Annotated in this window: 15 protein-coding genes and 1 tRNA gene; 11 read left to right on the top strand and 5 right to left on the bottom strand. The window is 62.1% G+C overall.

What is annotated here, in order from left to right; translation table 11 throughout:
* Positions 1-101: 101 nt before the first annotated feature.
* The 3 genes from ACZ5G6_RS17500 to ACZ5G6_RS17490 are packed head-to-tail and all read right to left on the bottom strand — an operon-like array spanning position 102 to position 2314.
* A complete protein-coding gene (locus tag ACZ5G6_RS17500) occupies positions 102-350 on the bottom strand; it encodes a PspC domain-containing protein (protein ID WP_498686861.1) in 249 nt (82 codons plus the stop codon).
* 31 nt (positions 351-381) lie between these two features.
* Positions 382-807, bottom strand: coding sequence for a hypothetical protein (locus tag ACZ5G6_RS17495; protein WP_498686859.1), 426 nt, complete (start codon positions 805-807; stop codon positions 382-384).
* Position 808: 1 nt separating this feature from the next.
* Positions 809-2314, bottom strand: coding sequence for a PspC domain-containing protein (locus tag ACZ5G6_RS17490; RefSeq protein WP_498686857.1), 1506 nt, complete (start codon positions 2312-2314; stop codon positions 809-811).
* Positions 2315-2439: 125 nt separating this feature from the next.
* Here ACZ5G6_RS17490 and ACZ5G6_RS17485 point away from each other — a divergent pair, with 125 nt between their 5' ends.
* Together ACZ5G6_RS17485 and ACZ5G6_RS17480 are read left to right on the top strand one after the other, a co-directional pair.
* Positions 2440-3984 (top strand): ATP-binding protein, encoded by a 1545-nt coding sequence (locus ACZ5G6_RS17485; protein ID WP_223934011.1) that lies wholly within the window; start codon positions 2440-2442, stop codon positions 3982-3984.
* Positions 3981-4655 carry a LuxR C-terminal-related transcriptional regulator gene (locus tag ACZ5G6_RS17480; protein ID WP_498686855.1) on the top strand — a complete coding sequence of 225 codons (675 nt, stop codon included), beginning with the start codon at positions 3981-3983 and terminating at the stop codon, positions 4653-4655. The genes ACZ5G6_RS17485 and ACZ5G6_RS17480 overlap by 4 nt, the downstream gene beginning before the upstream one ends.
* 108 nt (positions 4656-4763) lie before the next feature.
* Here the strand turns inward: ACZ5G6_RS17480 and ACZ5G6_RS17475 are convergent, their stop codons facing one another.
* The gene (locus tag ACZ5G6_RS17475) at positions 4764-5993 is read right to left on the bottom strand and encodes a pyridoxal phosphate-dependent aminotransferase (protein ID WP_223934007.1); all 1230 of its coding nucleotides are present in this window, start codon (positions 5991-5993) and stop codon (positions 4764-4766) included.
* Between the two features lie 256 nt (positions 5994-6249).
* Here ACZ5G6_RS17475 and ACZ5G6_RS17470 point away from each other — a divergent pair.
* The 9 genes from ACZ5G6_RS17470 to rplL all read left to right on the top strand — a co-directional run bounded on the left by ACZ5G6_RS17470 (position 6250) and on the right by rplL (position 12783).
* Positions 6250-6322, top strand: a tRNA-Trp gene (locus tag ACZ5G6_RS17470).
* A gap of 81 nt (positions 6323-6403) precedes the next feature.
* A complete protein-coding gene (secE, locus tag ACZ5G6_RS17465) occupies positions 6404-6685 on the top strand; it encodes a preprotein translocase subunit SecE (protein WP_223934005.1) in 282 nt (93 codons plus the stop codon).
* A gap of 114 nt (positions 6686-6799) precedes the next feature.
* Positions 6800-7624: a transcription termination/antitermination protein NusG gene (nusG, locus tag ACZ5G6_RS17460; protein WP_498686851.1), complete on the top strand. Its 825-nt coding sequence runs from the start codon at positions 6800-6802 to the stop codon at positions 7622-7624.
* A 131-nt stretch (positions 7625-7755) separates the two neighbouring features.
* Entirely contained in the window at positions 7756-8187 is a 432-nt protein-coding gene (rplK, locus tag ACZ5G6_RS17455; RefSeq protein ID WP_166183617.1) for a 50S ribosomal protein L11, read from the top strand.
* A gap of 133 nt (positions 8188-8320) precedes the next feature.
* A complete protein-coding gene (gene rplA, locus ACZ5G6_RS17450) occupies positions 8321-9028 on the top strand; it encodes a 50S ribosomal protein L1 (RefSeq protein ID WP_216925076.1) in 708 nt (235 codons plus the stop codon).
* Between the two features lie 84 nt (positions 9029-9112).
* Positions 9113-10261, top strand: coding sequence for a GNAT family N-acetyltransferase (locus tag ACZ5G6_RS17445; protein WP_498686849.1), 1149 nt, complete (start codon positions 9113-9115; stop codon positions 10259-10261).
* Positions 10240-11412: a GNAT family N-acetyltransferase gene (locus tag ACZ5G6_RS17440; RefSeq protein ID WP_498686846.1), complete on the top strand. Its 1173-nt coding sequence runs from the start codon at positions 10240-10242 to the stop codon at positions 11410-11412. The genes ACZ5G6_RS17445 and ACZ5G6_RS17440 overlap by 22 nt, the downstream gene beginning before the upstream one ends.
* A gap of 326 nt (positions 11413-11738) precedes the next feature.
* Entirely contained in the window at positions 11739-12329 is a 591-nt protein-coding gene (gene rplJ / locus ACZ5G6_RS17435) for a 50S ribosomal protein L10 (protein WP_223933997.1), read from the top strand.
* A gap of 76 nt (positions 12330-12405) precedes the next feature.
* A complete protein-coding gene (gene rplL / locus ACZ5G6_RS17430) occupies positions 12406-12783 on the top strand; it encodes a 50S ribosomal protein L7/L12 (protein WP_223933995.1) in 378 nt (125 codons plus the stop codon).
* A gap of 113 nt (positions 12784-12896) precedes the next feature.
* Here the strand turns inward: rplL and ACZ5G6_RS17425 are convergent, their stop codons facing one another.
* Positions 12897-13364 carry an aminoacyl-tRNA deacylase gene (locus ACZ5G6_RS17425; protein ID WP_498686844.1) on the bottom strand — a complete coding sequence of 156 codons (468 nt, stop codon included), beginning with the start codon at positions 13362-13364 and terminating at the stop codon, positions 12897-12899.
* Positions 13365-13369 lie beyond the last annotated feature (5 nt).

Below are 13369 nucleotides of genomic sequence, written 5' to 3'. Positions count from 1 at the left end.
CTGGCGTGCGGTATTGGAAATATCTCCGAAAACAACGAAAGCGCCCCGCTGCGGCGGGGCGCTTTGTGTCGCTGGCGTCGAAGTCGCCAATCGGTATGGGACTACCGGGAACGCTGGTTGATGAACGATTCCAGCGCTATCTTGTTGTTCTGATCCGGCAGGATGAGCCAGGCGAGGATATAGAACACCAAGGCTGGCCCGGGCAACAGGCAGAAAAGCAGGAAAGCTACCCGGACATATGCCACGTCCACGTTGAGCTTCGCTGCGATACCACCGCAGACGCCACCCAACCAGCGCTGTGGTCCACGCTTCAGGCCGAAGCCCCTGACGATGCTGAAGAACTTGTCCATGGCTACAGACTTCCTTGTTGTGGTTGCTTTGTCACGTGGCGGCACCCTTGCGGGCGGCGAGCAGCCCTCCGATGACCAGGGCCGCGCCCGCACCGATCATGAGGCCGATCAGCACATACGTTCCGTCCAGGACCACCCAACCAAGGGTGGAGATGATCAACAAGGCGGACAGGGCAATCACAATCAAGCCCCAAACAACGGTGCCGATCCGCGCGTTCTGTGGTTCGTCGTCGCCGATGTTCCGTTCGCCTTGGTAGCTGGGTTCCAGCGGCGGCGTGAGGGGTATTGGCTGCAGCCTCGGTGTAGGAGCAGGCTCCTGCGGCCTAGCTTCCCGTGGCAGGGCTTCGGTTGGCTTGTTGTTGTTTTCCTTGGTGAGCGGACCGGTGTCCAGTGGATTCTTGGCGTCACTGCCGGTTGCCGCTGCTTCGCGTGCGTTGCTTGGCTCGTTCGTGCTCATGTCAGTTTCCTTCCCGGACGGTCACGTTGCTGAAAGTGCCATCGATCTTCACCACGAGGTTGGCCCCGGGCTTGTCGGCGTTATAGACCGTCCGCTCGTCCTGGAGCCGACCGCCGCGGTCCGTGCCGTGTTCGTTGAGGTTGCCGAATGTCATATCCGCCCTGACCTCGACAGGGACGTCGTCAGGGATGATGACCGTGACGTTGCTGAAGGTGGCGTCCACGGGGACCACGATCTCGGTGATCAGCGGAGGCGTCAGGTCCAGGTCGCCCAGATTCACTGTGCCCTGGCCGCCGGTGACGTCGACGCCTTGCCGCGCCTGGTCGATGCTTACGGGTGCCCAGTTCACGTCATGGAACGCGAAGCGATCGCCATTCCTTGGGACAACGTTGAAGATTCCACCGATGATCAAAGCCACTACTGCCAGGAAACCGAGGAAACCGGCGGTCCGTCCCCGCAATCCTGCGATGAGGATGCCCAAGCCCAGTACGGCTGCGCCCGTAGCCCACACCACGGCATTGGCTGCGTTGCCGAGATCGATGATGTTGCCGGTGTCCAACGCTTTCAGTGTGCCCCCGGCCAGCAGTGCCACACCCGCAGTGACCGCTACTATCGCTGGCCCGGGACCCTTGCGTCTGGCGCGGGGAGGCTTGGGTCCACCGTTGTGAGGCTGGCCGCCAAATGGCTGGCCGCCCTGGGGCGGAGTGGGGCCGTAGGGCGGCCGCGTGCCTGATGGCCCATAGGAACCAGCCACAGGCTTGGTGCCTGGCTGGCCTGGGCCGTACACCGGAACGCCGCTATTGGTCCCGGGAGCAGTGTTGGTCGCGGTAGCGGCGGGGGTTCCGCCAGCTGTGGGGGCTCCGTAAGCCGTGGCCGTTCCGTAGGAGGTGGAAGCAAAGTTCTGCTGGTTCATGGGTTGGGCGATCTTGGGGCCTTTGTTTCGTTGCACCAGGAAGTAGATGAGGTAGGCGACGGCGCCCATCCAGAAGAGCGTCCACAACAGGCCGGGAAGGCCGTTCCAGCCCCAACCCCAGAATCCGCGGCCCAGGCCGGGCAAGCCGATAATCGTGGTGATCAACGCACCGGTCATGCCACCCGACCAACGCCCTGCCGCTGCTTCCTGAACGTGGATGCGGCCGTCAGGTTCAGGCAGCAAGGCCCACGCCAGGCCGTAGAGGAGGACGCCAATGCCTGCGAAGAGTGCCAGGACGATGAAGATGCCCCGAACAATGAGGGGGTCGATGCCGAACCGGTGGGCCACTCCGCTGGAGACGCCACCAATCCAGCGGTCCGGCCCGCGGCGGATGCCCTGGCTGCGGATCCAGTCGAAGAAGTTCTGCTGGGGTGCAGTAGGGAGTACATCGGGACCGGCATCGGAAGAAGGATAAGAGCGAGGGGAAGGTTCCCCGGGGGCGCCGGCGGAGGCACCAGCGTTGGCGCTGGAATCAGGCGTGCCGGCGTTGCCAGGCGTTCCCGATCCCTCTGGGTTCATGCTGTTCGCGTTCATACTTCGATCCTGCCGTCCGGGATCCCTTGCCCTCTACTGGGGGATACCCTGAATGATCCCTGAGGGACCCCCCAAGAAGGCTGGTTTCAGGTCCGGGCAACCCTGATCCGTGTTTGGATTGGTACATGACAACCGCTGTACAACGCCCGCCGCTGGTCCGCAGCAGCGACCGCATGATCGCCGGCGTGTGCAGTGGACTGGCCGACCATTTGGGCTGGCCAGTGAAGTATGTGCGGCTGGGCATGGTCCTTGCCTGCTTCGCCGGGGGAGCAGGACTGGCCTTCTATGCCTGGCTGTGGACCATGGTTCCCACCGCTGATGAGAGCGCGCGGCGCAATGCACGCCGCCCGGCGTCGCCCATTGCTCCCGCGGTCAGCCTTGTGCCGCCCCCGAACGCTGTTCTTAAAGCGCCCGACGCCGGACCCATGGCTTTGGGGGGCGGCGCTCCTGCGGTGGGTGGAAACCCGCTGTCAGCCGATAGCACAGGGGCCGGCAGCATAGGGGCTGGCATGACAGCGGCCAGCACTCCAGGGGCCGGTATCCCACCGGCGGGTAACACGGGGGCCGGTAGCCCAGCTGCTGCTGCAGGCGAATGGCCCGCAGCAGGTAGCGCCGCGCTACCGACTTCCCGCTTCAGCTTCCGGCGTATCCAGTACGGCAAGGAGATCCTGCTCGGTGCCGGCCTGCTCCTGGTCGCTGTGATTTTGATCGCGCGCCAGTTCGGGGTCGATGTCCCCTTGGGAACGTTGATTCCGGCTGCGGCCATCCTGGGCGGGGCTGCGATCGCGTGGATGCAACTAGACGAGACCCGCAGGGCGGGGTTGGTGGACAAAACCAAGGCTGACCAGGCCGGTGGATGGGTGCGGCTGGCCGCTGGCCTTGCGTTGGTGGTGGCCGGTGTCCTGGTGATGGTGTCAGGATCGGGATCCTGGGAACAGACGTGGCTGGCGCTCCTGGCATCCGTTGCTGTCCTGGGCGGCGTTGCGTTGGTCCTTCTGCCCTGGGGGCTGAAATTCTGGAAGGACCTCGAAACCGAACGTGCAGGGCGTGTCAGGGAAACGGAGCGCGCAGAGATCGCAGCCCACCTGCACGATTCGGTGTTGCAGACCCTTGCACTGATCCAGCGCAGGGCAGGCTCGGAGCAGGACGTTGTTCGGCTGGCGAGGGCCCAGGAACGTGAATTGCGATCCTGGCTCTTCACTGACCCTGCCAAGGATGCCGGATTGCTGGCTGAGCGAATCAAGGCCGTAGCCGCCGAAGTCGAGGATGCCCTGGGCCATGCCGTAGAGGTGGTTACCGTAGGCGACGCCGACATGACGGACAGGCACGAGGCCCTGGTCCAGGCGGCCAGGGAAGCGATGCTCAACGCTGCCCGCCACGGCGGCGGAACCGTCTCCGTCTACATGGAGAGCGCCGGAGGCGGCACCGAGGTCTTCATCAAGGATCGCGGTCCCGGTTTCGACCCCGATACCGTCCCCCATGACAGGCTGGGCGTCAAGGAATCAATCATCGGCCGCATGAAACGGCATGGAGGCACGGCAACCATCAGCAGCAGCAGTGACGGGACCGAAGTCCGCCTGGCCCTGCCCGCGATAAGTGCTGATGGCGGCGACGTGCGCGCTAGTGACGTCCGCAGCGGCGACGTACGGAATGGAGAACCCGGGCCATGAACAACACCACCCATAGCAGCGAGCCACGCAGGGTGCGAGTGGTGATCGTCGATGACCATACGATCTTCCGTTCCGGACTAAAAGCTGATCTCGACCACCGCATGGACGTCGTGGGCGAGGCAGGCACCGTGGAGCAGGCTATCTCCGTCATCGCCGAGACCCGCCCCGAGGTTGTCCTCCTGGATGTCCACCTTCCCGGTGGCCTTGGCGGTGGGGGCCGCGAGGTCATCGCTGGGTCTTCCACGCTGTTGGGCACCACCAGCTTCCTGGCCCTGAGCGTTTCAGACGCAGCTGAGGACGTGGTGGCAGTGATCCGGGCGGGTGCGCGTGGCTATGTCACCAAGACGATTTCCGGTGCCGAGATTTCCGATGCCGTGATCCGCGTGGCCGATGGTGACGCCGTCTTCTCGCCGCGCCTCGCCGGCTTCGTGCTGGACGCCTTCGGGACGGCACCGGCTGACATCGCGGACGACGAACTGGACCGCCTCTCGGCCCGTGAACTGGAAGTGATGCGACTCATCGCGCGCGGGTACAGCTACAAGGAAGTGGCCAAGGAGTTGTTCATTTCCATCAAGACAGTGGAAACCCATGTGTCTGCCGTCCTCCGGAAACTGCAGCTGTCCAGCCGCCACGAACTCACCAAGTGGGCCGCCGAGCGCCGCCTCCTCTGATCCGCTATCACTTCCAGGGCCGTTTTCCTCAACGCTCTCTCACATATCGCGGCTTAAAGGGAAACGCTCCCTCACCTAACGAGGTGAGGGAGCGTTTTGCATTGCCGTTTATTTTGCCTTGCCCAGGAATTCCTGGATCCGGCGGACGCCTTCAGCCAGGTCTTCGTCACCGAGTGCGTAGGACAGGCGAACGTAGCCGGACGGGCCGAATGCCTCGCCGGGAACGACAGCTACCTCAACCTCGTCCAGGATCAACGTGGCGAGTTCTGCGGATGTCGTGGGGCGGACCGGACCGTTGGAGGTCTCGAATTCCTTACCCAGCAGTCCACGGACGTCCGCGTAGACGTAGAAGGCGCCTGTCGGCGTCGGGCATTCCACGCCTTCGATCGCGTTCAGGCCGGCAACGATCGCCTTCCGGCGGCGGTCGAAGGCAACCTTCATCTCGTCGACGGCGGTCAGCGGGCCTGTGAGGGCAGCCGCAGCGGCGACCTGCATGATGTTGGAGACGTTGGAGGTCGCGTGCGACTGCAGGTTGGTGGCGGCCTTGATGACGTCGGCCGGGCCGATCATCCAGCCGACGCGCCATCCGGTCATGGCATAGGTCTTGGCCACACCGTTGAGGATGACAACTTTGTCGCCCAGCTCCGGGGCGGCCGTGGCGATGGATGTGAACTCAACGCCGTCATAGGTCAGGTGCTCGTAGATTTCATCCGTGACCACCCACAGGCCCTTGGAAGCGGCCCACTTGCCGATCTCCGCAACCTGCTCCGGGCTGTATACGGCGCCGGTGGGGTTGGACGGGGAGACGAAAAGCAGGATCTTGGTCTTGTCCGTAACAGCGGCTTCAAGTTGCTCGATGGTCACCAGGTAGCCCTGTTCAGGTCCGGCGAAGACCTCCACGGGAACGCCACCGGCCAAGCGGATGGCTTCCGGATAAGTAGTCCAGAACGGAGTGGGGATGATGACTTCGTCGCCCGGATCCACCAGCGTAGCGAAGGTGTTATAGACGGCCTGCTTGCCGCCATTGGTTACCAGGACCTGGGACGGGTCTACCTTGTAGCCGGAGTCCCGGAAGGTCTTCTCGGCGATGGCCTTCTTCAGCTCGGGAAGGCCGGCAGCAGGGGAGTAGCGGTGGTATTTCGGCTGCCCAGCGGCTTCGATGGCAGCTTTGACGATGTAATCGGGGGTCGGGAAATCAGGTTCTCCGGCACCGAAACCAATCACGGGGCGCCCCGCGGCCTTCAGTGCCTTGGCCTTGGCGTCAACGGCAAGGGTGGCGGACTCGGCAATAGCGGAGATTCGTTGTGAAATGCGGGCGGCAGGTGTTCCGGCAGACATCTATGTACCGTTCTTCGCAGGCAGCTCGTGGGCTGGATGATGGGATTCGACGTAAACTACCTTATGCTGTTCTGCGGAGCTCCCGGGCGCCTGCTGGACAATGTGACTGATAATGCTGCTCACATTGATTCATCAGCGGCCTGAAGCCCCGGAATTAGTCCGGTTCGACTATCGCGAAGTTCTTGCGTAGACTGGTTCACCGGTGTTGAAAAGCACCACAGGCTGAAGTGCGGCCTGAAACATGGATTCGATCCATAGGGTAGTGGCGCAATTGGTAGCGCAGCGGTCTCCAAAACCGCAGGTTGCAGGTTCGAGTCCTGTCTGCCCTGCGCAAGCTGTTCCGGCGGAAACGCCGGGGCAAGCGCAGCAACCATGGCTCTGATCAGAGTCGGGTCAAACGACTTTGCAAGGTGAGTGAGGACCAGGTGACCGAAACGGCTGCTAGCAGCTCAAAGGGCCGTCCTGCCAAGAAAGCCGATGCTGGCTTCTTTGCCCGAATTGCACTCTTCGTCCGCCAGGTTATCGGCGAACTGAAGAAGGTCGTCGCGCCGACCCGCAAGGAACTGATCAATTACACGCTCGTGGTGCTGGTGTTCGTAGCCATCATGATGCTCATCGTCACCCTGCTGGACATTGCCTTCGGTACGGGAGTCAGCTGGGTCTTCGGTGGGTCAGGCGCTACGGACCGCTAAGCGGATCTGTCCGCAAACTGCGTGAAATTCCTTGGTACTTCAGGAATTTTGTGGGGTTTGCGGAATTGAGCCATTTAAATAGGCATGTTAGGCAATGAGGAAGCAGGAGACCAAGTGTCTGAGCAGGAGCTTGAGGTAAACGAGGCTGAGCTGGATGGGCCCGCTGAAAGCACGGACGACGCCGCGGCTGAGGCTGCGGAAGAGTCGGAGGCTGACTCTGCTGCGCCCGAATCTGCCGACGTCGACGATTCCGAAGAGGATTTCGAGTCCGACGTAGACGCTGAGTCCGACGACGCTGCGGACGTCTCGCTGGAAGCGGCTGCTGCTGCAGCGCCCGCCGATCCGGCTGAGGAATTCAAGGCCAAGTTGCGCCGCCAGGAGGGTGACTGGTACGTCATTCACTCCTACGCCGGTTACGAAAACCGCGTGAAGGCCAACCTTGAGACCCGCATCCAGACGCTGGACATGGAAGATTACATCTTCGAAATCCAGGTCCCGATGGAAGAAGTCGTCGAGATCAAGAACGCGCAGCGCAAGGTGATCAACCGCGTCCGCATCCCCGGCTACGTCCTGGTCCGCATGGACCTGACCGACGCCTCCTGGGGCGCCGTTCGCCACACCCCCGGCGTCACTGGCTTCGTGGGCAACGCCCACAACCCGGTCCCACTGCGCCTTGACGAAGTCTTCTCCATGCTCGCCCCCGTCTTCGAAGAAGAGCAGGCTGAGAAGGGCAAGCCGGTCAACAAGCAGAACCAGGCTCCCGTGGCCGTCGACTTCGAGGTCGGCGAGTCCGTCATCGTCAAGGAAGGTCCGTTCGAGACCCTTCCGGCAACGATCTCCGAGATCAAGCCCGAGTCCCAGACCCTCGTGGTCCTGGTCTCGATCTTCGAGCGCGAAACCCCGGTTACGCTCGCATTCAACCAGGTCACCAAGATCTAGCTGATTCCAAGATTTCGCTCCCGTTCCGCCTGCTTTGCGGTGTGGGAAGCGGCCGGTCGCCTTGCCATGGCGGCCACCAACCTGGGACGCGCTCCTGTGTCCCAGGAAGCTATTGAGAGAAGGACCCTACATTGGCTCCCAAGAAGAAGGTCACCGGCCTCATCAAGCTGCAGATCCAGGCAGGTGCCGCTAACCCGGCTCCGCCGATCGGTCCTGCGCTTGGCCAGCACGGTGTCAACATCATGGAATTCTGCAAGGCGTACAACGCTGCAACGGAATCCCAGCGCGGAAACGTTATCCCGGTTGAAATCACGGTCTACGAAGACCGTTCCTTCACCTTCATCACCAAGACCCCGCCGGCTGCAGAGCTCATCAAGAAGGCTGCAGGCGTTGCCAAGGGTTCGGCTACCCCGCACACCGTCAAGGTTGCCAAGCTGACCCAGGCCCAGGTCGAAGAGATCGCTTCCACCAAGATGGAAGACCTCAACGCCAACGACATCGCGGCAGCTGCCAAGATCATCGCAGGCACCGCCCGTTCCATGGGCATCACGGTCGAAGGCTAAATACAGCCTTCCACCCGCCGGGCAACCGGCATCTGAAACATTAAAATGTCGCAGGATCCTTGCCGGATCCGCGACTTGTGGCAGGGCCCAGCGCGGTCCGCAGACCACAACTGCACAAGGAGAAATAAGCAGCATGGCAAAGCGCAGCAAAGCATATGAGGCAGCCGTAGCCAAGATCGAGGCAGACAAGGTCTACGCCCCGTTCGAGGCCATCACCCTCGCGAAGGACACCAACCCTTCCAAGTTCGACGCAACCGTTGAGGTCGCTTTCCGTCTGGGCGTTGACCCGCGTAAGGCTGACCAGATGGTCCGTGGCACCGTCAACCTGCCTCACGGCACCGGTAAGACCGCCCGCGTCCTGGTTTTCGCAACGGGCGACAAGGCTGAAGCAGCAATCGCTGCCGGCGCCGACTTCGTTGGTTCCGATGACCTGATCGAAAAGATCGCAGCCGGCTGGACCGACTTCGATGCCGCCGTGGCAACCCCTGACCTCATGGGCAAGGTTGGCCGCCTCGGTAAGGTCCTGGGCCCGCGTAACCTCATGCCGAACCCGAAGACCGGTACGGTTACCCCGGATGTCACCAAGGCTGTCAACGACATCAAGGGCGGCAAGATCGACTTCCGCGTCGACAAGCACTCGAACCTGCACTTCATCATCGGCAAGGTGTCCTTCGACGCCCAGAAGCTGGCCGAGAACTACGCAGCTGCACTGGAAGAGGTGCTTCGCTTGAAGCCGTCCGCTTCCAAGGGCCGCTACATCCAGAAGGCAACTGTTGCCACCACGTTCGGTCCGGGCATCACTGTTGACCCGAACGTCACCAAGGTTCTCACCGAGGCGTAAGCTCCGGGAGTATTACCTCTGAAAGGGACCGTCCGGCATCGCCGGGCGGTCCCTTTTCGTGCATGCGTCCCGGCTGGTAGCGACTTGTCTGCCACCTGCGGCAGCCGTAGGCTGTGGGGCGTGGCGTCGTCGTCGAACTTTTCCGCCAACGGCGGGCTTACCATCGAGCGGTGTCCGGTTCCGCAGGGTGCGGAGGCCACGGCGTCGCCGGACTTCAAGGCCTTTCATGCGTTACGCATAGCCCACGAGCTTGTCTTGTGGGGGAACCTGGACCATTCGGCCACGCTGGCCGAATCGCTCATGTTCTGGCAGGGCAACGAATACGAGGAGCGGCAGGTCTTCCTGGCCCATTTGGATGGCGTTGTGGTGGGCACCGGTTCGCTGACCCTGCCGTTGAGCGAGAACACGACGACGGCGGGTGTGGACGTCGTCGTGGACGCAGCTTTCCGGCGGCGCGGCATCGGGACGAGGATCCTCGAAGTTCTCGAGAAAGCGGCAGTGGAGCGGAACCGCACTTCCCTTGACGGATACTGCGGCGAGCCAATCGGCCCGGTCCTTGCGGGCGAAGCGCTGCTGGCGGCAAAGTCGGGCACAGGTGGGGTGCCGCTGAATGCGGCGTCGACCCGCTTTGCGTTGCGCCATGGCTATTCCTTGGAACAGGTCGAAACCAGCAGTACATTGGGCCTGCCGGTAGACCATGGCCATCTGGTTGAACTCGAAGTCGAGGCAATGCGTCGGGCAACGGAGTACGACGTCATCGGGTGGAATGACGAATGCCCGGAGGAACTGGTGGACGGTTTTGCCAGGCTCAAGAGCCTCATGAGCACGGAAGTCCCCCTTGCCGGACTGGGGTGGGAGGGCGAAGAGTGGGATGCGGCCCGGGTTCGGCGGGAGGAATCGACGTGGCGGGCAAGCGGCGTTGATTCCGTGGTGGCTGCTGCGCAGCATCACTCGAGCCGGGAGTTGGCTGCCTATACGGTCTTGACCCACAGGGAGGCACTGCCGGCTGTGGTCAGCCAGGAGGACACGCTTGTGGCTCCCGGTCACCGGGGACACGGCCTTGGCATGCTGGTCAAAATCGCCAATCTACGGCGGGCAGCAACGCTCTGGCCGGACGCCACGTGCGTCATGACGTGGAACGCCAATGAAAACCGGCATATGCTGGCCATTAATATCGCCCTTGGATTCAAGCCTTCCGGTTTTGAAGGCGAATGGCAGAAACGGCTGGGATGACTGTAGACGAGGCGAAGACCGTTCAAGTCGAGCAGCTTTGGGTGCCGGACAATTTGGACAGCCCCAAAGCAAGGGATTTCCTGGACGCTGTGGAAGTAGCGCGGCGGGTCCGGATGCAGACGTGGGGGAGTGATGACCTGGCGTACACCCCCCTGGAGAAGATGCTTGAGTTCTCGGACCCCTATGAACGCCAGATCATCCTGGTTGCCAAGGTTGACGGGGTCATCGTAGGAACGGTGGATATTGCCCTGCCCCTCGCCGACAACATGGATCTCGCGGAGTTCACCCTGGATATCCTGCCGGAATACCAGCGACAAGGCGTCGGCCGCCAGCTCCTGGAAGCCGCGGAGCAGCTGGCACGGGCAGAGGGCCGGACCATGGTTTTGGTGGACACGAACCACCCGGCTACGTCGCTGACCGAGATACCCGAAGACCAGTTGATTCCCGGAAGTGGTCCCGGCTTCGTTCCTGTCAGCAGCAGGGAAGTGGATTTCGCCCAGCGGGCTGGCTACACCCTCCAGCACATCGAGCAATTCAGTTCCTGCGTATTGCCGCTGGACTCCAAACTGGTTGCGGACCTTCAGGCCGAGGCCGAGGAAGCGAACGCTGGCCGCTATAGGCTGCACCACTGGACTGATCGATGCCCCGAGGCGTGGTTGGAGGCTGTAGCGGAGCTGGAGAACGCTGCCGGTGAAGTTGTCCATGGTGAGGATGGCGAGGAAGAAGACTCCGCCGTCGAGGTGACCGGTATGGTCTTCGATGCCGCGGTGTTGCGCGAAACTGAAGACGCCGCGTTGGCGCAGGGACGGCGGACGGTGGTTACCGCCGTCGAGCATATTGAGAGTGGCCGGCTGGCTGGCTTGACCACCATCAGCGTCCTCGCCCACCGTCAGGACGTCGTTTTCCAGGACGATACTTTGGTCCTTCAGGAACACCGGGGCAACAAGCTGGGCTTGCTGATCAAAGTGGCCAATATGGAAAGGCTCAGCGAGCAATTTCCGGATGCCCGCGTAATTTACACGTGGAACGCACCGGAGAACCGATACCTTCTGACGGTGAACAGGCAATTGGGATTTACGACGGCGGGAGTCACCGGACTCTGGCAAAAGGAGCTTCCGGACCGGGGGTCGAAGGCCACGTCCTCGGAGTAGCCAGCCTGGCGGCCCACCCGGTGTGCAGCGGCGTCGATTTGGTTTGCAGATCACTCTCCCGTAACCTTGAAGTACCAAAGACCGTCGGTTGATGGGAATCCACTCTTTCGAGCGCAGCTCAATTCCGTAGCGACGCCCCTGAGAACAAAGTGCATTCCTTGACGAAGGACCCTGAACATAGGGCGGCCGGCGCAGGTGAACGAAGCAAGTCTCCACAGTGCAAACTGTGTTGAGCCAAGCCCCGTGCATCTGCGCGGGGCGTTTTTAGTTTTAGCTCTCGTGAGCGGGGACCCGGAAGACCGGCTTTATTCCCCGGAAGGAGGGTTATGACAACGCCTAGCAAGGTCTCCGCAGTTGCAGAGATCACCAACGATTTCAAGGAATCGAACGCGGCTGTCCTGACCGAATACCGCGGGCTCACTGTTGCACAGCTCAAGGAACTGCGTGTTGCACTCGGCCAGGACACCAAGTTCTCGGTCGTCAAGAACACCCTGAGTGCCATTGCGGCCAAGGAAGCCGGAGTTGAAGCATTCAACGACCAGCTTGCAGGCCCCACTGCAATCGCCTTTATCAAGGGTGACGCTGTTGCTGCTGCCAAGAGCCTGACGGACTTTGCCAAGGCCAACAAGCAGCTGGTTATCAAGACCGGTTACTTCGAAGGCAAGGCATTGGATGCACAGGGTGTTGCCGCACTGGCGGCCCTCGAGTCCCGCGAACTGCAGCTTGCACGTGTTGCTGGTGTCCTTAAGGCTCCTGCTTCCGCTGCTGCACGCATCATTGACGCTCTGCGCCTCAAGCTTGAAGAAGAGGGCGGCGCACCTGCACCGGCCGCTGAAGAAGCTCCGGCCGAAGAGGCTGCTGCTGAAGAGGTTGCGGCTCCGGCCGAAGCCGCTGAAGCTGCAACCGAAGAGAACTAAGTTCTCCCCCCAATCAAACTCAGGTGCATGGATCGGCTTTGCCCGGATCTGCACCAACTAATGGAAGGACGCCACCATGGCGAAGCTCAGCAACGAAGAGCTCATTGAAGCTTTCAAGGAACTGACCATCATCGAGCTCTCCGAGTTCGTCAAGCTCTTCGAAGAGACCTTCGAAGTTACGGCTGCTGCTGTTGCAGTTGCTGGCCCCGCCGCTGGCGGTGCTGCTGAAGCTGCTGAAGAGAAGACTGACTTCGACGTCATCCTCGAAGCTGCTGGCGACAAGAAGATCGCAGTGATCAAGGAAGTTCGCGCCATCACCTCCCTCGGCCTCAAGGAAGCCAAGGACCTGGTTGACAGCGCACCGAAGGCTGTTCTCGAAGGCGCCACCAAGGAAGCTGCAGAGAAGGCAAAGGCTCAGCTCGAAGAAGCTGGCGCAACGGTTACCCTCAAGTAACTCGTCTTGCTTGTGGAAGCCCCGTCCGGTTCGCCGGGCGGGGCTTCCTGCGTTAACCCAGGTAGGTAGCAGCTGAGCGCGTTTTGAGCCTTCAAAACGCGCTCAGCTGCGATTCAGTTGGGTTCGCTGATGTCCGCCACTACGGCCCCGAGCGCTGCCGTGAGCTGATCGGCGTCCACGAATGCACTCCGGCCATGTGCCCCGGCGCCCATGGAAATACGGCGGCCCGTGATCGTGGAGTCCGCGTACACCGGCCAAGGCGTGGTGCTTCCCAGAGGAGTGATGGTTCCGCGCTCGTAGCCCGTCGCGGCCAAAGCAACGTCGGCGTGGGGGAGCGAGAGCTTGTTGACGCCCACCAAAGCACGCAACTTCGGCCAGGAGATCTGGCGGTCCCCGGGAATGAGCGCGAACAGGAAGCTTCCGTCGCGGTGTTTGACCACCAGCGACTTCACGATGTCCGCCGGGCTGATGCCCAGGATGCCTGCTGCTTCTTCGAGGCTGCGGGCAGCAGGACGCTCGACGACGTCCACGGCCAGTCCGCGCGCGGCGGCGTCGGACAGGAACCGTTCGGCCCCGTTCATCTCCG

The sequence above is a fragment of the Arthrobacter sp. TmtSoilC51 genome, assembly GCF_055388015.1.
Note: the sequence above shows the minus strand (reverse complement) of the source record. Positions and strands in the feature narration are given on the sequence as shown.

Bases quoted from the DNA above. Each gene is read 5' to 3' on its own strand.
- ACZ5G6_RS17440 (WP_498686846.1), top strand. From the start codon at position 10,240: ATGGCAGAAACGGCTGGGATGACTGTAGACGAGGCGAAGACCGTTCAA.
- ACZ5G6_RS17425 (WP_498686844.1), bottom strand. From the start codon at position 13,364: ATGAACGGGGCCGAACGGTTCCTGTCCGACGCCGCCGCGCGCGGACTG.
- ACZ5G6_RS17475 (WP_223934007.1), bottom strand. From the start codon at position 5,993: ATGTCTGCCGGAACACCTGCCGCCCGCATTTCACAACGAATCTCCGCT.
- ACZ5G6_RS17495 (WP_498686859.1), bottom strand. From the start codon at position 807: ATGAGCACGAACGAGCCAAGCAACGCACGCGAAGCAGCGGCAACCGGC.
- rplA (WP_216925076.1), top strand. From the start codon at position 8,321: ATGGCAAAGCGCAGCAAAGCATATGAGGCAGCCGTAGCCAAGATCGAG.
- ACZ5G6_RS17490 (WP_498686857.1), bottom strand. From the start codon at position 2,314: ATGAACGCGAACAGCATGAACCCAGAGGGATCGGGAACGCCTGGCAAC.
- rplJ (WP_223933997.1), top strand. From the start codon at position 11,739: ATGACAACGCCTAGCAAGGTCTCCGCAGTTGCAGAGATCACCAACGAT.
- ACZ5G6_RS17480 (WP_498686855.1), top strand. From the start codon at position 3,981: ATGAACAACACCACCCATAGCAGCGAGCCACGCAGGGTGCGAGTGGTG.
- rplL (WP_223933995.1), top strand. From the start codon at position 12,406: ATGGCGAAGCTCAGCAACGAAGAGCTCATTGAAGCTTTCAAGGAACTG.
- ACZ5G6_RS17500 (WP_498686861.1), bottom strand. From the start codon at position 350: ATGGACAAGTTCTTCAGCATCGTCAGGGGCTTCGGCCTGAAGCGTGGA.
- ACZ5G6_RS17485 (WP_223934011.1), top strand. From the start codon at position 2,440: ATGACAACCGCTGTACAACGCCCGCCGCTGGTCCGCAGCAGCGACCGC.